At 61.7% G+C, this 20194-nt stretch carries 16 protein-coding genes and 1 pseudogene; 6 read left to right on the top strand and 11 right to left on the bottom strand.

Annotation, left to right across the window (positions count from 1 at the left end):
* Position 1: 1 nt before the first annotated feature.
* Positions 2-586, top strand: a complete 585-nt coding sequence (locus tag VGD45_RS06930; RefSeq protein WP_331154546.1) for a HutD family protein — start codon at positions 2-4, stop codon at positions 584-586.
* Here the strand turns inward: VGD45_RS06930 and VGD45_RS06925 are convergent.
* Complete coding sequence (locus VGD45_RS06925) at positions 579-971, bottom strand: c-type cytochrome (protein WP_331154545.1); 393 nt, start codon at positions 969-971, stop codon at positions 579-581. The genes VGD45_RS06930 and VGD45_RS06925 overlap by 8 nt on opposite strands.
* A gap of 136 nt (positions 972-1107) precedes the next feature.
* On the opposite strand from VGD45_RS06925, the gene VGD45_RS06920 reads away from it, so the two are divergent.
* Complete coding sequence (locus VGD45_RS06920; RefSeq protein WP_331154544.1) at positions 1108-3567, top strand: glycoside hydrolase family 95 protein; 2460 nt, start codon at positions 1108-1110, stop codon at positions 3565-3567.
* A 4-nt stretch (positions 3568-3571) separates the two neighbouring features.
* On the opposite strand, the gene VGD45_RS06915 is transcribed toward VGD45_RS06920, so the two are convergent.
* The 7 genes and pseudogenes from VGD45_RS06915 to VGD45_RS06885 form a co-directional block, all read right to left on the bottom strand.
* Complete coding sequence (locus tag VGD45_RS06915) at positions 3572-4336, bottom strand: IclR family transcriptional regulator (RefSeq protein ID WP_331154543.1); 765 nt, start codon at positions 4334-4336, stop codon at positions 3572-3574.
* A gap of 8 nt (positions 4337-4344) precedes the next feature.
* Positions 4345-5640 carry an L-fucose:H+ symporter permease gene (gene fucP, locus VGD45_RS06910; RefSeq protein WP_331154542.1) on the bottom strand — a complete coding sequence of 432 codons (1296 nt, stop codon included), beginning with the start codon at positions 5638-5640 and terminating at the stop codon, positions 4345-4347.
* 87 nt (positions 5641-5727) lie between these two features.
* On the bottom strand, positions 5728-6936 hold the full coding sequence (locus VGD45_RS06905) for a UxaA family hydrolase (RefSeq protein ID WP_331154541.1): 1209 nt from the start codon (positions 6934-6936) through the stop codon (positions 5728-5730).
* Positions 6933-8072 carry an amidohydrolase family protein gene (locus VGD45_RS06900; RefSeq protein WP_331154540.1) on the bottom strand — a complete coding sequence of 380 codons (1140 nt, stop codon included), beginning with the start codon at positions 8070-8072 and terminating at the stop codon, positions 6933-6935. The genes VGD45_RS06905 and VGD45_RS06900 overlap by 4 nt, the downstream gene beginning before the upstream one ends.
* Positions 8069-9061 carry an aldo/keto reductase gene (locus VGD45_RS06895; protein ID WP_331154539.1) on the bottom strand — a complete coding sequence of 331 codons (993 nt, stop codon included), beginning with the start codon at positions 9059-9061 and terminating at the stop codon, positions 8069-8071. The genes VGD45_RS06900 and VGD45_RS06895 overlap by 4 nt, the downstream gene beginning before the upstream one ends.
* Before the next feature lie 366 nt (positions 9062-9427).
* A pseudogene (locus VGD45_RS06890) lies at positions 9428-10050 on the bottom strand (DUF5110 domain-containing protein); the annotation flags it as partial.
* Between the two features lie 6 nt (positions 10051-10056).
* The gene (locus VGD45_RS06885) at positions 10057-11931 is read right to left on the bottom strand and encodes a cellulase family glycosylhydrolase (RefSeq protein ID WP_331154537.1); all 1875 of its coding nucleotides are present in this window, start codon (positions 11929-11931) and stop codon (positions 10057-10059) included.
* Positions 11932-12383: 452 nt separating this feature from the next.
* Here VGD45_RS06885 and VGD45_RS06880 point away from each other — a divergent pair, with 452 nt between their 5' ends.
* The 4 genes from VGD45_RS06880 (at position 12384) to VGD45_RS06865 (ending at position 16665) form a co-directional block, all read left to right on the top strand.
* Positions 12384-13490 carry a glycoside hydrolase family 43 protein gene (locus VGD45_RS06880; RefSeq protein WP_331154536.1) on the top strand — a complete coding sequence of 369 codons (1107 nt, stop codon included), beginning with the start codon at positions 12384-12386 and terminating at the stop codon, positions 13488-13490.
* 512 nt (positions 13491-14002) lie between these two features.
* Positions 14003-14974 (top strand): glycoside hydrolase family 11 protein, encoded by a 972-nt coding sequence (locus VGD45_RS06875; RefSeq protein WP_331154535.1) that lies wholly within the window; start codon positions 14003-14005, stop codon positions 14972-14974.
* Positions 14975-15058: 84 nt separating this feature from the next.
* The gene (locus tag VGD45_RS06870; protein ID WP_331154534.1) at positions 15059-16222 is read left to right on the top strand and encodes a hypothetical protein; all 1164 of its coding nucleotides are present in this window, start codon (positions 15059-15061) and stop codon (positions 16220-16222) included.
* A 176-nt stretch (positions 16223-16398) separates the two neighbouring features.
* Positions 16399-16665 carry a hypothetical protein gene (locus VGD45_RS06865; protein ID WP_331154533.1) on the top strand — a complete coding sequence of 89 codons (267 nt, stop codon included), beginning with the start codon at positions 16399-16401 and terminating at the stop codon, positions 16663-16665.
* 141 nt (positions 16666-16806) lie between these two features.
* Here VGD45_RS06865 and VGD45_RS06860 read toward each other — a convergent pair whose 3' ends face one another.
* From VGD45_RS06860 to VGD45_RS06850, 3 genes are all read right to left on the bottom strand, one after another.
* Positions 16807-18765: a S8 family peptidase gene (locus VGD45_RS06860; protein WP_331154532.1), complete on the bottom strand. Its 1959-nt coding sequence runs from the start codon at positions 18763-18765 to the stop codon at positions 16807-16809.
* 58 nt (positions 18766-18823) lie between these two features.
* A complete protein-coding gene (locus VGD45_RS06855) occupies positions 18824-19072 on the bottom strand; it encodes a hypothetical protein (protein WP_331154531.1) in 249 nt (82 codons plus the stop codon).
* A 92-nt stretch (positions 19073-19164) separates the two neighbouring features.
* Positions 19165-19995 carry a hypothetical protein gene (locus VGD45_RS06850; RefSeq protein WP_331154530.1) on the bottom strand — a complete coding sequence of 277 codons (831 nt, stop codon included), beginning with the start codon at positions 19993-19995 and terminating at the stop codon, positions 19165-19167.
* Between the last annotated feature and the right edge of the window lie 199 nt (positions 19996-20194).

The following is a 20194-nucleotide window of genomic DNA, read 5'->3' as shown; positions in this document are numbered from 1 at the left end:
GATGAAAGTGCTCCGGGCGACGGACTATCGCCGCATGCCGTGGAAGAACGGCGGCGGCGAGACCCGCGAGATCATGATCTCGCCTGCTGGCGCGACGCTCGATTCACTCGACTGGCGATTGAGTCTGGCCACGGTTGCAACGGACGGGCCCTTCTCTTCTTTCCCCGGCGTGCAAAGAACTTTGTGCGTCATCGACGGCGCGGGCATTCGTCTGCAGATCGGCGATGCGCCCGCGCGCACGCTGCTCGAAGATTCCGAACCTCATACATTCGATGGCGAGGTAGCGACGATCGCAACGTTGGTCGACGGCGCCATCGTCGACCTCAACGTGATGAGCCGCCGTGATCGCTCGCGACATGATGTGCAGCGGCTCACTGTCGAAGGTGCTCTGCAATTGGCAGTACACGCACGCCCGACCATCATCTTCTGCCAGCGCGGCGAGTTGCGATGTCGCGCCGACGACGATTCAGCCCTTCTCGCCGCCGAAGACTGCGTCGTGATCGATGCGGCGACAAGCGTCAGTCTCGATGCGGTCGAGCGTGCGCAGATCCTGGTGATCGAACTATTCAGTCACAAAATCACTTAGCGCACTGGCTCGGATCGGTGCTGGCCTGCTTCAGATAGGCGATCACGTCCGCACGCTCGGCAGCTTCGGAAAATCCGGGGAAGCCCATGATCGTGCCGGGCAGAAACACAAAGGGCGCGGTGAGAAACTCGTCGAGCGTCTTCTCGTCCCACACCAGGCCGGAGGACCTCATGGCCTCCGAATACGGAAAGCCCGCCACCGAGCCCGCCTTGCGGCCCATCAGCCCACAGTGCAAAGGTGCATCCGTGTTCGCCGTCAGCGAATGACATGCCGCGCATTCTTTGGCGTACAGCTCTGCTCCACGCTTGGCGTCACCGCCGGAACTGCACGCGCTCAAGGCTAGTGGCAGCGCGCAGCTCAGCAGCCACCATGGTCTCGTTTTCATCAGACATCCCCCTCATCGGCGGGCGAGTATATCCAACCGCGCCCGCTTCGCGACCGAGCAGCGATATTCACTAATGAAACCGGTTGCATATTTGAAACTGTTATGATTTCCTGCGTCTTCTGCCATCGGGGGGATCATGACCTTTACGCGAAGAACGGTGCTGCAAGCCGCGGCCGCTTCACTGCTGGCACCCACAATCTCCCGTTCGGCGAGCGGTGAACGAGCGGCTTCGAGTACTCAGAATCTGTTGTGGTACGACCAGCCGGCGGCCGAGTGGGTCGAAGCATTGCCGGTGGGCAATGGCCGCATCGGTGCGATGGTGTTTGGCGGCGTCGAGCGCGAGCGACTGCAGCTCAATGAAGACACGCTGTGGGCCGGCGGTCCTTACGATCCCGTGAATCCCGAAGCACGCGCCGCCCTGCCGGAAGTTCGCAGGCTGGTGTTCGCTGGCGAATACGAGAAGGCCACCGACCTGGTGACCGCGAAAGTGATGGCTAAACCGCTCCGGCAGATGTCGTATCAGAGCGTCGGCGATCTGCGCCTCACCTTCCCCGAGTTGCGAGAGCCACAGAGTTATCGGCGCAGTCTGGATATCGACGGCGCACTCGCCACGACGCGATTCACTGCCGGCGATGTCACCTACACACGCGAAATTTTTGCGAGCACGCCTGACAACGTGCTGGTCATCAGACTCAGCGCCGACAAACCTCGCAGCATCGACGTGGATGCCACTTTTCATTGGCCCACGCCCTCGCAGCCTGCTGAGCCGCCTACAGGGACAGCGCCGGCGCGCACCAAACGAATTGGCGCAATAGTCTTCGATGACAAAGCACCCGCCCCCGCCGGCCTGCTGCTGCAAACATTGCCCGATGGCGATGTGGTCATGCGTGGTCGCAACTCCACTCAACATGGCATCGCTGGCAAGCTGACTTACGAAGCCCGCGCACGCGTGCTCAACCAAGGGGGCACCAAGAAATCGAGCGACAAGTCCGTCAGCATTCGCGACGCCGACAGTGTGATCATCCTGGTCGCTATGGCCACCAGCTATCGTAATTACGAGAGCGTCGATGGCGATCCCACCGCATTGAACCTCGCCGCGCTGGAACAAGCGAAAGGACACGCTTTCGACAAGCTGCTGTCCCGGCATCAGACCGAGCATCGTCGTTTGTTCCGGCGTGTCTCGATCGACCTCGGCCACACACCGGCGGCCGAAAAGCCGACAGACGCTCGCGTGCGCGAATCGATGACCAGTAACGATCCCGCGCTCGCCGCTCTGTACTATCAGTACGGCCGATATTTGTTGATCTCCTGTTCGCGCCCCGGCACGCAAGCCGCCAATTTGCAGGGCTTGTGGAACGATATGCTCAACCCGCCCTGGGGCAGCAAATACACCATCAACATCAATACCGAGATGAACTACTGGCCGGCCGAGCCGACCGATCTCGGCGAATGCGTCGAGCCCTTGATCGCGATGGTGAAAGACATATCAGTCACGGGCACACGCACCGCCCGCACCATGTATGGCGCTCGTGGCTGGGTCACTCATCACAACACCGACCTATGGCGCGCGACCGCGCCGATCGACGGCACCAAGTGGGGAATGTGGCCCACCGGCGGCGCCTGGTTGTGCCTACACTTGTGGGATCGTTACGACTACAGCCGTGACGTGCGCTATCTCGAGTCGGTGTATCCGATCCTGAAGTCCAGCGCCGAGTTCTTCCTCGACACCCTGGTGGAGCATCCGAACGGCAAGTGGCTGGTCACCAATCCTTCCATGTCGCCGGAAAACTATCATCACGACGAGGTGTCCATCGCCCCCGGCCCGGCGATGGACAATCAGATTCTGCGCGATCTGTTTGCGAACACGGCGCAGGCGGCGAAAATTCTCGGGCGCGATGCAGATTTCATCACCAAACTCGAAGCGACCCGCAAGCGGTTACCCCCGGACCAGATCGGCGCGCAAGGCCACCTGCAAGAATGGCTCGAAGACTGGGACGCGAACGTCCCGGACATCCATCACCGTCACGTCTCGCACCTCTATGGCCTGTACCCTTCCGGCCAGATCAGTGTCGATCACACGCCGCAGCTGGCCAACGCCGCGCGCAAGACGCTGGAGATTCGCGGCGACGAAGCGACCGGCTGGGGCATCGGCTGGCGGCTCAATCTTTGGGCGCGATTGCGCGACGCCGAGCGCGCGCATCGGATTCTTAAATTGCTGCTGGGTCCGGAGCGAACCTATCCCAACCTGTTCGACGCTCACCCGCCGTTCCAGATCGACGGCAATTTCGGCGGCACCTCGGGCGTCACGGAGATGCTGCTGCAGAGCTTGAAAACACCCAAGGGAGAGGATGAGGTGTTGTTACTTCCGGCGCTGCCGAGCGCGTGGCCGCAAGGATCCATCTCGGGCCTGCGCGCCCGCGGTGGGTTGGGTGTGGATCTGCGTTGGCGCAATGGCTCGTTGGAAGAATGCCGGCTCATGGCCCGTCGCGAGGGCACATGGCTGTTGCGCGCCAAGCAATCTTCCCTGCCCGTTTCGTTGAAAGCCGGGCGCTCGCAAACGCTGCGGCTTAGGGATGGAGCGTTGGTGGCTGTGTAACGCGTCAGTCGACGCTCAGCTTCCTGGATATTTCCTGCGCCGTGCGGCGGATCGCGGCGATCGTGTCCTTCATCGGAATGGCCATCGGTGTTTCGATGTAAGGACACGTCAGCGCCGCCGCCACGCCTTCCTTGTTCATGATGGGCGCTGACAGGTCGACGATGTGACGAGTGACGTCGCTGTCCGCCTTTACATACTTCTGCGCACGCGCCGTGACGGCCTTCTCCTCGAACGCCTTCCAAGCCTTCTGGCCGACTGTCGGCGCGAGCCGCTCGCGCCACTCGGCACGAACGTTCTCGGGTTGAAACGCATACAGCACCAGGCCCGAGGTTGAGTCGACCAGCGGCCGTCGATAGCCGATGCGCACCGAGAACCCCTGGTTGCCGGGCGACTCGATGCGTGCGACGACCACCATCTGGTCCTGACTCGCGACCGCGATATGACAGGATTGCCCGATGACGTTGGTCAGCTTTCTGACCTCGGGCAGCGCGTCTTCGAGGAAACTGGCAGCGGGCGCCCCCGCCACTCCCAGGGCAAACAACTTATTGGTGAGCTCGAAGCCCTCGCCCGAAGCCGCGGGGGCCAGATAGCCGCGATGGACCAGGGCCTCCATCATTCGGAACAACTCACTGACCGAGCGATCCAGCTCGGCGGCGATCTGCGAGGCTGTCAGCGGCACCCGCCGGGCGGCCAGCAGCTCCAGGATGTCCAATCCCTTTTCCAGCGCGGGCGCACGAACCTTCCGATCTTCGTCTAGTGAGGCGGCCATGTCTCCTATTATAGGGCGGCTACGGCCTTGAGGTCATGCGCCGGCACGCGAGACACGCTCCATGCAAATGAGCCGACCACCATGAAACAAACGGTCGGCACCAGGATCGCGAAACTGATGCCACTGGCATCGGACACCGCCCCCATCGCCGCCGTGAGCACCGCACCGCCGATGATGCTCATCACCAGGAACGAGGACGCCGCCTTGGTGAGCGGCCCCAGGTCGCGCAGCGAGCTGGCGAAGATGGTCGGAAACATGATGGACATGAAAAAGCTGGTTGCGGCGAGCGCATAGAGCCCGAGCTGTCCGCCGACGAACACGGCGATCAAGGTCAACGCGACATTCGCGAGCGCAAAGCCCCCCATCAGTCGCGTCGGACACACGCGACTCATCAATGCCGTGCCGATGAATCTTCCCAGCATGAAGGCCACCAGCGACCAGGTGAGATAGGCCGCCGCCGTCTTCTCTCCCATGCCGGGCACCTGCGCCTGCGCGTAGCGGATCATGAAGCTCCAGACGCCGACCTGCGCACCCACATAAAAGAACTGCGCCGCCACGCCGAACAGGAAACGACGCCTGCCCATCAGCTGCGAGATCGCCTCCCGCATCGACAGACGGTCACGGGCTGCCGGCTCCGGCGCCTGCGCTTGCGGTGGAAACTTCGTCAGCGCCACGAGCGTCGCCCACGTCAGCACCACGGCGGCAATGATCAGATACGGCATCTGCACCGATTGGGCTTCGGCGATCTGAAATGCCTCGAGCTGCGCGGTGCTCATCGCCGCAAGCTCCTGCTGCGTAGGTTCGACGCCCGAGAGAATGAACTCGCGCCCGATCAAAACGCCACTGATCGCGCCTAAAGGATTGAAAGCTTGTGCCAGGTTCAACCGTTGCTCGGCGCGCGCGGGATCGCCCAATACCGTGATCAATGGATTCGCCGAGGTCTCCAGGAACGCGAGCCCCGATGCAACGACGAACAGCGCGCCGAGAAACCAGCCGTACTCGCGAAACTCCGCCGCCGGATAGAACATCAACGCGCCGGCGCCGAACACCAGCAGGCCGATCAGCACCGTGCGCTGATAACCCCAGCGCTGAATCGCCCAGCCCGCCGGCAGCGCCAGGAAAAAGTAGCCCATGTAGAACGCGGACTGCACCAAGCTCGATTGCAGATCGGTGAGGAAGAACGCCTTGCGCAGATGGGGCATCAACACGTCGTTGAGGTTGTTCGCGATCCCCCACAGGAAAAACAACGTGACGATCAGGATCAGCGGCGCGAGCGGCGTGGTCGACTTCGATTCGGCTGGCATCGCATCTCCCCCGACAGTGCAATCGATAAATGTCGTAATCAAGCCAAGGGCGATTCGCGGCCCCGCCGCTTCATGAAGTCAAGGCACTCAGCCGTGCCCGGCGCGCGGGAAGCACCCCGGCCCGCTCGGCTCAAAGGTCTTGTACGTGAGAATGAACTCACGATGGCCCATCGCCTCGGACTTCGTCAACTGCCCGGCCGCCACTGCCTTCACCAGCGCCACGATTTCATCGCCGACCTCATCGAGGTCCGCCTGACCTTCGAGGATGCGTCCCGCGTTCACGTCCATATCCTCGCCCATGCGGCGGTAGGTGTCGGGATTGCCGGTCACCTTGATCACCGGCGCGATCGCCGAGCCCACGACGGAGCCGCGCCCCGTCGTGAACAATGTGAGATGCGCGCCGCAGGCCATCAGCTCCACGATCTCGGCATTGTCCGAGATGTTGGGAAAACCAAACTTCGGCGCGCCGTCGGGCACCACGTCGAGCAAGTACAGGCCGGGCACCTCGGGTATCTCCGCCGGCTTGATGACGCCGACGATGGGCGATGAACCCGACTTCACATACGCGCCCGCGGATTTCTCTTCCTGTGAGCTGAGCCCGCCCTCCGCGTTTCCCGGTGCGAAACTGCCGAAGCCCATGGCCCGATAGTAAGTCTCGGCCTTGGCGATGGAATCCACGATCGCGGCAGCCACTTCCGGCGAAGCGGCCCGCTCCGCCATCGGACCTTCGCAACCGATCATCTCACCGGTTTCTTCGAAGATGCAGGTCGCGCCCGCGGCAACCAACTTATCGAAGGCGCGACCCACGGCCGGATTGGCCGTGATGCCGCTCGTGCCGTCGGAGCCGCCGCAGATGGTCGCGACCACCAACTCGCTCACCTGCATAGGGACGCGAACTTCCGCAGCCGCCATTTTCTCCTTCAATGCCGCGACCGTCGCGACGCCCTTATCGATGGCCGTTCGCGTGCCGCCCGACTGCTGAATGACGATGGTGTCGACGGCGCGACCGCTTTCGGCAGCGTGGCGGGCCAATCCTTCCCGATTGAACGACTCGCATCCCAAGGAAACGAGCAAAACGCCGCCGACGTTTGGGTGCGTCGCCAGCGCCTTCATCATCCGCGTCGCGTACTGATTCGGATAACAACCGGGAAAGCCGATCAGATGCACATCCGGATCGTCGCACCGATCGACGATGCGCCGGGCCACGTGGTGCGCGCACTCCACCAGGTACGCAACGATCACGACGTTGCGAATCCCTTTGCGTCCGTCGCTGCGCAGGAAACCACTGATACTCATGAACCCTCTCCGCCCAGCGCGCGCGTATGTGGACTGATGTAGTCGCTTTTCATGTTATGCAAATGAACCCAGCCGCCCGCCGGCACGTTTGCCGTGGCCGAGCCGATCGATGCTCCGTATTTGATGACCTTTGATCCCATCTCCATGGGGCGACGTGCAATCTTGTGCCCCAGCTCGGCCGCTTCGAGCACGACGATCTGCTCATCCGTGCCCACTCTGATACGCTCGCCGGCCGACACAGCGCGGCAGCAGACTACGACGTTGTCCGCGGGATGCAGCAGGATCGCTGGCGCTTGAGCTCGAAGATCGAGCTGATAAATGCGCGCGGCATTGCCGCCGAGCACGGCGCCGCGCTCCGCCTCGCTCAATGAACCCAGGATCCGTTGCGTCATCGAGAACCACTGTGAGTAAGTGGCGGCTTGCGTCAGCACTGGCCAATCGCTTCCCCACAGAAGCCGCCGCGGACCGAATAGATCCAGAACGATTTCGGCGTGAGGCAACACATGCTCTGTGCTCGTAGCTGAGGTGAGCTGAGTCAGCAATCCCGAAAGCTTACAAACGACATTCTTGTTCGCAGCCAGCCGTCGCATACCATCGCGCCATGTGGCGTCGGGACGGCCGCTGATCGTCGGTTTCGCGGCATGGTCCACGACGATGCTCAGCTCGGGGTGGCGCTCGGCGATTCTCTCGATGGCGTCGATGTGTTTGGGATGGATCAATGCATCCAAGACCAGCCCCTGCGAAGCGAGTGCCGTGAGCGCCGGCGTGCGCCGAGGGTGGAGAATCCATTCCGGATTGTCGAGGTCCTGCAACATGGGCCGCACGCCGACCAGCTTTTGATGTCTCGCACGGCTCGCGACGACGTCGGCGACATTGTCCGCATCGAAGTCGATCCAGCCCACGACGCCAAACACCCACGACGTTTGCTCGGCGATGCCAAGGAGATAATCGGTCTCCGCAGCCGTGGGCGCCGCTTGCACGAGCACGACTCCATCGACGTGCGATGTGTCGAGCAGCGCATGCAACTCCTGAGTGTCGAAGCGCCGGTACAACCCGGTCAGCTCCGGCTTCAACCAGCCGTAATCGCCCCGAGCGGGATCCCAAAGATGCACGTGGGCATCGACCACGATGTTCATGACGCTTTCGACTCCGGCACCGGCGCTTCCTGACGGATCAGCCGTCGCGATTTCAATTCTTCCCAAAACACGGATGGAATGCGCTCTCTGTAGAGCTCCAACGTTTGCTCGACCTGCGCACGACCGCTCAGGCCAGGGATCACGGACGCCACCTGCGGATGCGCCAGCGCAAACTGCAAAGCCGCGGCAGGCAATGGAACCCCATGCCGCTCGCAAACATCTTCCAGCCGCCGGACCTTCTCGATGACATGAGTTGGCGCGCCTTCGTAATTGAATCTGGGCATGTGAGCGCCGCGCGTGCCCGTCGCGAGGATGCCCGAGTTATACGGGCCACCGATGACGAGTGAAACATCACGGCGTGCGCATTCGGGCATCAGCTCGTCGAGCGCAGCTTGTTCGAGCAACGTATACCGGCCAGCGAGCAGTATCACGTCCAGATCGGCCTCGCGCAGCAAGCTCAGGCACACGTCGATCTCGTTCACGCCTAGACCGAAGGCGTCGATCTCCCCGCCGGACCGCAAGAGTTCGAGTGCGCGTAAGCCACCCTGCTTCGTGAGTTGGAGCAGCCGTTGCTGATGCGCTTCGCCGTGAGTCACGGCGCCGATATCGTGGACATACAAGATATCGATACGCGCCAGCCCGAGTCTTTGCAGGCTCGCTTCCCACGAGCGCATCACACCGTCGTAGGAATAGTCGAAGGCCGGCGTGAAGGGCATCGAGGAGCGAAAGCCGTAGCGCTCGCTGTCGTCGAGGACTTCAGGCGCAGGCACCAGCACCCGGCCCACCTTGCTGGAGACCACGACATCGTTTCGGCCTCGCACGCCGTCACCAACGCGCCGCTCGCACAAGCCGAAGCCGTAGTACGGCGCGCAATCCACATAGGTGACATCGGCCGCCAGCGCGCTCGCCAGTGTTTCCTGGGCATCTTCTTCCGTGACGGGCTGATATAGATTCCCGAGCGGCGCCGCGCCCAAGCCGATCTCGGACACATGTACGGAAGTTCTGCCAATCCTACGGCGTGGGATTCGTGGGTTTGTCAGGCGATCTTCTCCGTCTCTAAAGACCCGGGCCGGCCGGCGTTCGAAGGGGGCATCTCCCGCCGGACAGCCCGGATCCGCAGCAACTGAAGCGCAACCGGCCTCCTCCGGCGGGTAGCGAGCGCCGTGGCCGGCCTTTTCATTAATGCTGTTTCTTTCATATATGAAAGTCAACCCAATTAGCCGCCACCGCGCAATTCCTGGGTTATCGCACCGTTCGTGGCTGCGTGCGTAAGTCTTGCGCGCGGCGGCCGCAGCTCCAGCAGTTACATCGCGGAGGGATCGTGGGAACTGGCGCTGCTCGACGATCTCACTGATTCAGGGGCCACGAACCACCTGTAGCAATTCCCGAGCTGAGCGACTCACGGCTTTGTCACCGTCCGCGGTGAGTTGCTCAGCCTTCGTCCCACTTCAAGCGCGTGGTTCGCCCGCTTCCCTTCTCATAGTCGTACGACACACCGTTGTCGTCGAACAACGTGAACTCGGCATTCTTGCCCGGATAGACGCGAATCTCCTTGAGCGCCTGAGGCGTCGCGGTGCTGGGAAATATCCACGCCCAGCGGCACGATCGAACCGGCGCGCACGAACAGCGGAATCACGTCGATTGGCGCCGCGACAGTCACAGTCTGCCCGCCGGCCAGCTTTTCGTTGGTCCAATAGTTGAACCAATCGCTGCCGGACGGCAGGTAGACCTCTCGGCTCTCCCGGCCTTGTTCGGTGACCGGCGCGACCAGGAACTCCGGACCGAACATGTACTGGTCGCCGATAGCGAAGACCTTGGGATCGTGCGGAAAATCCATGAACAGTGCGCGCATGAACGGCGCGCCTGTGTCGTAGGTGTTCTTGCCGAGCGAATATAAGTAAGGCATCAGCGTATAGCGCAGTTTGAGATAGCGGCTGATGATGGCCTCGGCTTCCTTGCCATAGGACCAGACCTCTGTCTCCAATTACCAGGCGTAAAGGCTGGCCCAGGGATAAGTACCGGCCGTGATGGAGAAGTAGTAATAACCATCGGCCGATCTGGTCAGTGGCAGCTGGCCGCAGGTTCTCGCCTGCCCGCCGACCGTTAAAGTGCGACCGTCGAAGTTGGAGCATCCCCAGCCGTTGATGTTTGCATTCGTCCGGTAACACACCGCGCCGGTGGTGTTGAAGTTACCTGTGTTGTTGGTGAACGCGATGGCGTTGGCGCATGTGCCGCCGGTGCCGGAAGTGTTGAAGGTCGCAGTCACATTGCGTGCGGCTGTCATCGAAACTGCACATGTGCCCGTACCCGAGCACGCTCCACTCCAACCGCCGAAGGTAGATCCGCTCGCAGCCGCTGCGGTGAGTGACACCGACGTACCGCTAGAGTAGTTCGCCGAGCAGGCACTGCCGCAGTTGATGCCTGAAGGCGATGACGTGACCGTGCCAGTGCCGCTGCCCATTTTTGTAACGCTGAGCGTGTAGCTCGCGCCCGGACCGTTGAACGTCGCTGTGACCGAACGAGCTGTCGTCATCGAGACCGTGCACACGCCAGTGCCGGTGCATGCTCCGCTCCAGCCTGCGAACGTCGAGCCACTCGCCGGGGCTGCAGTCAACGTGACGGACGCGCCGCTCGAATAATTCGCGCTGCAAGTACTGCCGCAGTTGATGCCCGAAGGTGACGACGTGACAGTGCCGGTGCCGGAGCCCGACTTGGTGACGGTCAGCGTGAAGTTCGTCGGATTGCCGATGCCGGCGCCACGCTTGATGGCGTCCAGCGCGCCTTGATCGATGACGGCTCCGCTATTGCGATCGAACAGCGCAAAGCCGTTCGTCTGATTCGGATTGACGCCGTTGTCCCAGTAAAAGGTTTTGATGCCGTTGGCGGCCGCGGCGCGATTGACGTATTCGAGATAGTACTGCCGCGCCGGCAAGCTCAGGTTTGGGCGCGTGGCCACACCGTACTCGCCGATAATCACCGGGGCGTTCTGCGCGACCCATTTGTTTCTTACCTGACCGAACAAGTCGTCGTGATATGCCTCCTGCGCCCAAGTGCACGCGCCCTGCGACGGATACGGCGCGCCCCAATACAAACAACTGCCGCTGGGGTTCAACGTGAAGTCGTACGGATCGTAGTGATGGATCTCCACGATCAGGCGATTCGCGATCGTGTCGGTCGGCATCGAGAAGTAGTTCAGGCCGTGCCAGGCGTTGGTGTTATACGTCTGCACCACCAGCGTCCGGGAGGCGTTATTGCCACCGGTAGCACGCACGGCGTTTACAAAAGTCTGGTTGTAGGACTGCTGCACGGTGATGTGCTCGGTGGTCGGCGTGCCATAGTCGGCATGGACTTCGTTGGTGCCGGCGAACAGCAGTCGTTCGTTGTAGTCCCGGAAAGTGGTCGCGATCTGCGTCCAGTAGGCGGTTTGTTTCTGATTGTTCGCCTGCTGATGAGAGTACAGCGGATGTTCCTCGAGCCAGCCGCCGTCCCAGTGGATATTGAGGATGACGTACATCCCCTGGCCGTGAGCATAGTCGACCACCTGTTTGACGCGGGCCATCCACGCCGCATCGATAGTCATCGTGGATTGATTGGCGTGACAATCCCAAGCCCCCGGAATGCGTATGGCGTTGAAGCCGGCGGCTCGCACCGAGTTGATGAATCGTTGGGTGACCGCAGGATTGCCCCAAGCGGTTTCACCGCACTGAGCTTCCAGCGTGTTGCCAAGATTCCAGCCGAGTTGAATTTGAGCGGCGACCTGAGTTGCGGTTGGCAGGGTCTGCGACCACGCCGCGATCGGCAACAGCAGCAGGCCCGCCCAGACGACAGCGCGTCGCAGCGACGACGATAGATTGGACATATCCGTTCCCCCGTGGTGAAACATCGGAGGCCGCGCACGCCTGTTATCGCCGACGTGCTACGACCCGCCCGACGGTGTGCATTCCTTGGACGGGCGGCACCGTGAAGCTATTGGCCATCGCTGTCAACATGGTCGCGACTTGTCTTGCGACCCGAGCCCGAGACATGCCATGACACGCGGCCCGGGGTTTTCTGTCTGTTGTTGCATGCTTAGACAGCAGTTGGGGGACATCGAAGCCAGCCGCGCGCCGAAGCCCGGAGCTGCCGCGGCCCCACGTCGGGGCGCGGTTTTTGGATTTGGTGTCTTTCGTTGTCAGGGCGGCGCGGGCTCGGCGGAATGCGGTCTCCTCGGCATGATACCGCTACCAGACGCACCGGATTGGTGCTAACGTTGGCGCCCCAAAAAAGACGGCTTCGATGCTGCCCGTTGCCTCGCATTCTCAGGAGAACTGAATGAATCGTCCGCCGATGTATCTGGTTGCATGCGCAGCGCTCGCCGTCGCCGCATGCTCCTCCGAAGACAAAACCGCCACGGGCGCTCCGAGCGCAGCTCAGCAGGCGCCTGCAAAAGAACAACGCGAGTATTTGTCGCAGCCGCTGGTCTCCGAGATCTACACCGCCGATCCTTCGGCGCACATTTGGGACGGCAAGATCTACGTCTATCCCAGCCATGACATCGAAGGCCCGACGCCGGAAGACGATCTGGGCTCGCACTTCGAGATGCGCGATTACCGCGTGATGAGCATGGACAAGATCGGCGGGCCGGTGACGCTTCATCCGGTCGCGCTGGATCTCGCTCAGGTGCCGTGGGCCGACAAGCAGATGTGGGCGCCCGACGCGGCCCGCAAAGGCGACACCTACTTCCTCTACTTCCCGGCCAAAGACAAACAAGGCGCGTTCCGCATCGGCGTGGCGACCTCGAAGTCGCCGACCGGTCCGTTCGAAGCGCGACCCGAGCCGATCAAGGGCAGTTTCTCGATCGATCCGGCCGTATTCACCGACACCGATGGCCGAACCTACATGTATTTCGGCGGCATCTGGGGTGGACAACTGCAGCGGTTCACCACGGGCGAATACGATGCGAACGGCTCGAAGACCGATCTGCAGGCCGACGATAAGCCCGCGCTGACGGCGAAGGTCGCGATGCTGAGCGACGACATGCTCGAGTTCTCGGAGAAGCCGCGCGACGTCGTCATTCTGGATGAGAACGGCAAGCCGTTACTCGGCGGCGATCACGACCGGCGCTTCTTCGAGGCCTCCTGGATGCACAAGTACCAGGACAAGTACTACTTCAGCTACTCGACCGGCGACACGCATTACATCGTTTATGCGATCGGCGATTCGCCATACGGCCCGTTCAAGTACACGGGGCGGATCCTCGAGCCCGTCGAAGGCTGGACCACACATCATTCCATCGTCGAATGGGACGGTCGCTGGTGGCTGTTCTACGCCGATTCGCAGCTCTCGGGACAAACGCGTCTGCGCAATGTGAAAGTCACGGAGTTGTTCTACAACCCGGACGGCACGATCAAGACCATCGATCCGTTCGTGCGTCGCTAACGCGCCGGCAGGTTGCGTTACTCATGGGTGCGCTAACATTGCGCACCCATTCATCCCTCCCTCGCGAAAAAGGGAGGGATATCTCCCGCTGGTTCCTCTCCACAACATTTGCCCGCGTTCTGCGATCGGCAATTAACGCGCGCGCTCTCCGGCCGCGAGCTCTTGCTCAGCGATCCGCCAACACGCGCCTGAGCCCTTTTATATCTTCAGATGCACGCCGGTGCTCGCTTGACACTCCAGCGTGCCCGGGCGCATAAGTAACGCCCGCAAGGTAGCGGTAACATCATTTTCGGGGGAGCCACACAAACCAGACATCCCACTTCATCGTTTCCTATTGCAGCATCAACGCAGAATGGACTTTTGCAGCGGGCGGCAATGACGCGGCCCGTCACATGAAAGGGGGAATTTCCATGCTCGCGGGTTTCAGGAGAGTTTCGTCGACCGGAAGAATCGTGGTTACGGCGCTCGGCTGCATCGCTGCCCTGGGCTTTTCAGCGGCGCACGCGCAAACCTTGACCACGAGTCAAACCGGCACTCACGGCGGTTATTGGTATTCGTTCTGGACCGACGGCGGCGGCTCGGTGTCTTTCACATTGCAGCCGGGCGGCCGCTACAGCTCTCAATGGAGCAACGTCGGCAACTGGGTCGGCGGCAAAGGCTGGCAGACCGGCGGCCGCAGGAACGTGACTTATTCGGGCAGCTTCAATCCATCCGGCAATTCGTATCTGGCGCTGTATGGCTGGACCACCAACCCGCTGGTGGAATATTACATCGTCGACAGCTGGGGCACGTGGCGCCCGCCGGGCGGGCAAGGCTTCCTCGGCACGGTCGTCAGCGATGGCGGCACGTACGATGTTTATCGCACACAGCGAGTCAACGCGCCCTCCATCGAAGGCACGCGAACGTTCTATCAATACTGGAGCGTCCGGCAGCAGAAGCGCGTGGGCGGCACCATCACCACCGGCAACCACTTCGACGCCTGGGCCGCCTATGGGCTGAACCTTGGCACCCATAACTACATGGTCATGGCCACCGAGGGATATCAAAGCAGCGGCAGCTCGGATATCACCATAGGCGACGGTGGCAGCAGCAGCTCGTCCTCCTCGTCAAGCAGCAGCAGTTCGAGCAGCAGCAGTGGCGGCGGTGGAAACAAGACGATCGTCGTGCGCGCGCGTGGCACGGCCGGCGGTGAATCCATCAGTCTGCGAGTCAATAACAGCAACGTCGCGACCTGGACGCTCACGACGAGCATGCAGGACTTCACCGCGACCACCAGTCTGAGCGGCGGCATCACGGTGGCGTTCACCAACGACAGCGGCAATCGCGACGTGCAGGTGGATTACATCCAGGTGAACGGCCAGACCCGTCAGTCCGAAGCGCAGAGTTACAACACCGGGCTTTATGCCAATGGCAGTTGCGGTGGCGGCTCCAATAGCGAATGGATGCACTGTAACGGCGCCATTGGCTACGGCAATACTCCCTGAGGAGCCGTAAACAACAACCAATGTAGCCCGTGCGAGATGGGCGCGAATGTCGTTCGCGCCCACTCCTTTCAGGCAGCGGAAGCCATGAACATTTCAGTCACCGCCCTCGCTCCTGCCACGCCGCTCGCCAGGCTATGCAGCCGGCGCTTTGCTTCGAATTACCTCGCGACGCTCGCATTCATCGGCTTGTCCTATTGGATCATTTCGAGCGTGAGTGACTTCCACCGGTCGATGCTTCAAGGGCAGTGGCACCTCGGCATGTTCGCTTCGGATGCCGTCATCACGGTGCACGCCGTGTTCATCGCATTGATCGCGCTGTATGCCGTGATATTGATTCCGTACTACGCCCGCTACCCATGGATCCATTCCAACAGCTTCACGTTTGTGCAAGGACTGTGGTTCGCCCTGCGACGCAGCCGCGCGCCGGCGCTCCGAAAGCCCAGGACTGGCTCATCGATGACTCTGCCGTTGCAGATCCGCCTTTCGCCCATCGCCCGGCAGGCAGGGCTCGCGTTGCTGCTGAAGTTTTTTTTCGCGCCGTTGATGATCAACTGGTGCCTGATCCACGTCGCCAACCTGGTGGGCTCGCTGTTGCAACTCACCGCCGCCATCGACAACGATCTGTCAGGCCGAGTGTTGTTCGATACGTCGCTGTTCTGGGCGGCGTTTCAGCTGATTCTGTTCGTCGACACGCTGTTGTTCACACTCGGCTACATCGTCGAGTTGCCGGCGCTGAACAACCGTATCCGAACGGTGGATCCGACTTTCTTCGGCTGGTTCATCTGCCTGATCTGTTATCCGCCGTTCAACGAGTTCACGATGCGCTTCCTCGAATGGCGAAGCAGCGACTTCCCGCATTTCGAGAACGACGTCGCTCATCTCGCCGTCAATGTCACGCTGCTGATCGCGCTCGCCATCTTCTCCTGGGCATCCATCGCGCTGGGTTTCAAGGCCAGCAATCTCACCAACCGCGGCATCGTGACGCGCGGTCCTTATGCATTCGTGCGGCATCCTGCTTACGCTGCGAAGAATCTTGTCTGGTGGCTGGGCGCCCTTCCCACCATCGGCATGACACTCGCGGATGGAAGCTGGCGAGCAACGGCCTATACGTTGCTCGCACTGTTCGGTTGGACCGCGATCTACGCTCTCCGCGCCATCACCGAAGAGCGTCACTTGTCGATGACCGATAACGGTTACTCGCAATACGCTGCGAAGGTCCGATGGCGGTTCATTCCCGGGCTCTGGTAGCTAGTGGCGGAAACGCTTAAGGGCCTTAAGCGAATCAGGATTTGTGCGCCGCATGTCAGGCGCTCGCCCGTGTTTCTCGCGATTTTTTTGTCGAATTTGCCTATCTGGGCCTCACAACGCTGAGCGGATCATGGTTTGCTAGCGTTACCCAGTGGTAGCAAATCGATGCAACCGTTATGTCCTTCAAGATCCTTTATTCAGAGCTGCAGCCGTGTGTGCTGATTGCCTGCGAGTGCAAGAGTCAGGAGCCGTTCCTGTTACTGATCCGCACCCTGAACCAGACGGTTCGCTGCGGGTTCTGTAACACGGAGTATTCGATCGAGATGGCTCAATACGTCGCGCAGGACAACGCGACCAGCGAGCAACCCGCGAACGGCCTGAAGATCAAACGCAAGCCGCCGACGATGCCGATCGTCGACGAAGAGCACGCGCCCAGACACTGATCTGCATGGCTGAAGGCGAACGGGGCCGAAGCCGGCCCCGCCTCACCTGCGTGTGAGCCTGTCAGCGATGGCTACGACGACGCGTGCGCGCCGTGTTCGCTGCCCGCCAGGATCGGCAGCGCGCCTGTCTCGACATCGGCTCTACCATCCCCGACCTTGTTGTCTCATCAGCAGCGCCAGCCACGGCAAAGTTTGCAACTGCTGAAACGACGCCATCGCCAGCGGTGCGGCGGCGAAGGGTGAGTACCATCCCAGTTCTCCCACCGCCGCACCGATCTGAGGGCCCACCATGGGGTTTCCCACGAGCGGGCCGACCGCGCCTCCGAAAGCTCCTTGGGGCGCCTGCGCAGGCCATTGCCCCAATATTCCTTGTGGAGCGATTGCAGGCTGCGCCGTCTGCGCCCCTAACTGCAGCGACAGTGCGGTCGGAGCATCTGGCAGACCGAAGCCGGTACGTTGAGGATCGCCGACGTTGATCTGCCGCGCGCTCGCCTTGATGATTTGAAACAAACGTTGGACACGCAACGCGTTCCTCGTCCGGAACGCGCCCGTGAAATCCGCATGATGGGCCAACACGAGCGCGGCCAGTCCTGTCACGTGTGGAGCCGCCATCGAAGTGCCATCCCACGCTGCGAAGTCGTTCGGCGGCACCGACGATATGATCGCGACTCCCGGTGCGCACACCGCGATCTGCGGACCGAAGCAAGTGAACTTCGGAGAATAGAAACCATCGACGACTGGGGCCTGCACCGATTGCGCGTGGTAACTGTCGGGCGGAAATTCGGACACATGCCCGATCGCGGCCACAGCGAGCACCGTCGGCGACGACGCGGGATACTGCACTGGACCGCTGCTGTTACCTGCGGCGACGATACAGGCGATGCCCAGGTTAGCGAGGCGCACCAGCTGCTGCTCCAGAACTTCCGACACCTGATCCGTTCCCAGACTCAGGTTCACGACGTCGATTTGCTTTTCGACACAGTACTCGAGCGCGTCCACCAGCTGACTGATCTGGCCGCCCGGGAAGATCTTGCAAGCGTGAATCTCGGCAGACGGCGCGAAACCGCGGATACCGACACCGTTGGATTCGTTGCCGGCGACTATGCCCGCGCAATGCGAGCCGTGCGCGATCGTGTCCACCATCCAGTTGTTGGGGCCCTGACCGTTATCGAGAGCATCGTAGCCTCGGGTGATGTTGCGCAGATCTTCATGTGAGGTGGCCGCCCCCGAATCTATGATCGCGACCTTCACTCCCTGGCCGCGCCGATCCGGCGGCAATTGATCCATGCGCATCGCCTTCTGACCCCAGCCGACGATCTGCTGCTGAGGGAAATTTGGATAGGATTCGCTCAGCGGTTTCAATATCACGACGTTCGGCGCTGAGGTGCTGACCACGGGCTGAGCCTGGTAGAAGCTCCAGAAATCGGCGGTCGGCTTCACATACAGCGCGCGAAGTGTCTGCGGCGTATCGCCGATCAGGGACACAGTGACCTCACCCGAGCTGTTGGTCACGCCCATCGCAGGCAGCAAGCTGCCCAACAAATAAACCTCCGCGCCTTCCACCGGCGTTTCGTCCGGCCCGATCACCACGAACGTCACCGCCACCGAGGCTGCATTCGCCAGGCAGGGCGCCACCATGGACGGCATGTAGGGCGCATCCAGCATTGTCAGCACCTGATCCTCTTCCACGATCAAGTGTCCTTGGCCTTGCTGATGGAGCATCTGCGCCTTGCTCTCCTCCATGCGCGCGACGATCACGTGCGGTGCGCCCGGCATGCCGTCGGCAAGCGCGGCCACGCCCGCTTTCGGTCCCACCTTGCCGACCACCTCGATGTCCGGATTGGAACGCAACACCTGTTCCACCGCGCTCAGCGCCTGTGGGGAGACGGCGAAAGGATTGACGGCCGCGCTTCGACGAGTCGCGACCAGATATTGCTTGCGTCCTTGACGTTGCACACGCACGCCGCGCTGTGCACTGACTCCCGCGCCCACCGGCGGCGCGTCCGTTCGCGTCGCCTTGGAGCCTGCCGCGCTCTTGGGATCGTTCTTGGGATCGCTCTTCGGATCGCCAGGCGTATCCGCGCCGGATTTTTGTGTCATGACATTCTCTCCGTCGTTCTGAAGTTCGATGCAGATCTGAACGCCCATCGCGCGCGCTTCAAAACATCTTGAGCGGACGATCGCGCTCCACGATCAGGTCGTTCGCAAAACGCTGCCGCAATCGCGCCGCCGCTTCTTCGCTCGCCGAGATGACGAGCGTATGCGGCTCGTCCGCCGGCCCCATTTGCCGGCGCAGAATGAAATCGGGATCGTTCGCTATGAATTCCCTCACGCGCAGCAGCGTCGCGGGCGGGCGCGCGCGCACCAGATAATCATTCGACTCGTTGCGCGTAGAATCGGAAGACACGCGATGGTCCTGTGGTTGACGGCCCCTGGCTTCTCACTTGTTCTTGTTGTGATGAGAAGCCAGGAGCACGCTTTCACACCAGGCGGTCGCCATCAATACAGATAGCCGCCCTGAAATCCCGGCTGCGCCTGGAACGGCAGGAAACGTCCCAGCTGACCGGCGGCTCCCCCGAGCTGACCGCCGAGCTGCTGATTGCCGAACAGCGAGCCGATCGCGCCACCCAGCGGCTGACCGATCTGCCCGAGCAGATTGCCGAAGAAGCCTTGCGGAGCGAACTGCGCCTGTTGTGCCTGCTGTGCGTACGCCGCGGTCAGCGGATCCACCGAGAACGGCAGGAAACGTCCGAGCTGCCCCGCCACGCCGCCGAGCTGGCTGCCCAGCTGCTGATTGCCGAAAATCGAGCCGATCGCGCCACCCAGCGGCTGACCGATCTGGCCGAGCAGGTTGCCGAAGAAACCTTGCGGAGCGAACTGCGCCTGTTGTGCCTGCTGCGCGTACGCCGCTGTCAGCGGATCGACCGAGAACGGCAGGAAACGTCCGAGCTGCCCCGCGATGCCGCCGAGCTGATTGCCCAGCTGCTGATTGCCGAAGATCGAGCCGATCGCGCCACCCACCGGCTGACCGAGCTGGCCGATGAGATTACCGAAGAATCCTTGCGGAGCGAGCTGCGCCTGTTGCGCTTGCTGTGCATAGGCCGCGGTCAGCGGGTCGACCGAGAACGGCAGAATGCCGCCGCCGACCGTGCCGAGGGTCTGGCCGATCTGACGACCGAGATTGGGATTGCCGAACAGTCCGCCGATGCCACCGCCGATCAACCCACCCAGCGGTCCTCCGAGCAGGCCGCCGAAAAAACCTTGCGGAGTGAGTTGCGGACCATACGCACCGAATTGCGGAACAGCAGTCTGAGGGTATTGCGCTTCCATCTCATGCCTCCGGTTGCCACTTGTTTTCAAGGCGGCGGCACGCTAGCACCGGAGCACAGTGCTTTACATATGCAGATACTCTCACCGTTGTCTGCACAACCCCTTCATTTGTTTCCGAATCATTACAATCATGGCGGCGCACATATAAAACAAACAAACATTGTCGGCAAACATCGTCGTTTGATCGTCGCTGTTTCTG

The sequence above is a fragment of the Steroidobacter sp. genome (genome assembly GCF_036402275.1).
In the GTDB taxonomy this organism is placed as follows: Bacteria; Pseudomonadota; Gammaproteobacteria; order Steroidobacterales; family Steroidobacteraceae; genus Steroidobacter.
This window is presented reverse-complemented; position numbering and strand designations above follow the sequence as displayed.

What these genes read in the sequence shown, in the direction of transcription:
- VGD45_RS06850 (WP_331154530.1), bottom strand. Translation starts at nt 19,995, where the DNA reads ATGGAAGCGCAATACCCTCAGACTGCTGTTCCGCAATTCGGTGCGTAT.
- VGD45_RS06860 (WP_331154532.1), bottom strand. Translation starts at nt 18,765, where the DNA reads ATGACACAAAAATCCGGCGCGGATACGCCTGGCGATCCGAAGAGCGAT.
- VGD45_RS06905 (WP_331154541.1), bottom strand. Translation starts at nt 6,936, where the DNA reads ATGAGTATCAGTGGTTTCCTGCGCAGCGACGGACGCAAAGGGATTCGC.
- VGD45_RS06865 (WP_331154533.1), top strand. Translation starts at nt 16,399, where the DNA reads ATGTCCTTCAAGATCCTTTATTCAGAGCTGCAGCCGTGTGTGCTGATT.
- VGD45_RS06885 (WP_331154537.1), bottom strand. Translation starts at nt 11,931, where the DNA reads ATGTCCAATCTATCGTCGTCGCTGCGACGCGCTGTCGTCTGGGCGGGC.
- VGD45_RS06900 (WP_331154540.1), bottom strand. Translation starts at nt 8,072, where the DNA reads ATGAACATCGTGGTCGATGCCCACGTGCATCTTTGGGATCCCGCTCGG.
- VGD45_RS06920 (WP_331154544.1), top strand. Translation starts at nt 1,108, where the DNA reads ATGACCTTTACGCGAAGAACGGTGCTGCAAGCCGCGGCCGCTTCACTG.
- VGD45_RS06930 (WP_331154546.1), top strand. Translation starts at nt 2, where the DNA reads ATGAAAGTGCTCCGGGCGACGGACTATCGCCGCATGCCGTGGAAGAAC.
- VGD45_RS06870 (WP_331154534.1), top strand. Translation starts at nt 15,059, where the DNA reads ATGAACATTTCAGTCACCGCCCTCGCTCCTGCCACGCCGCTCGCCAGG.
- VGD45_RS06915 (WP_331154543.1), bottom strand. Translation starts at nt 4,336, where the DNA reads ATGGCCGCCTCACTAGACGAAGATCGGAAGGTTCGTGCGCCCGCGCTG.
- fucP (WP_331154542.1), bottom strand. Translation starts at nt 5,640, where the DNA reads ATGCCAGCCGAATCGAAGTCGACCACGCCGCTCGCGCCGCTGATCCTG.
- VGD45_RS06880 (WP_331154536.1), top strand. Translation starts at nt 12,384, where the DNA reads ATGAATCGTCCGCCGATGTATCTGGTTGCATGCGCAGCGCTCGCCGTC.
- VGD45_RS06925 (WP_331154545.1), bottom strand. Translation starts at nt 971, where the DNA reads ATGAAAACGAGACCATGGTGGCTGCTGAGCTGCGCGCTGCCACTAGCC.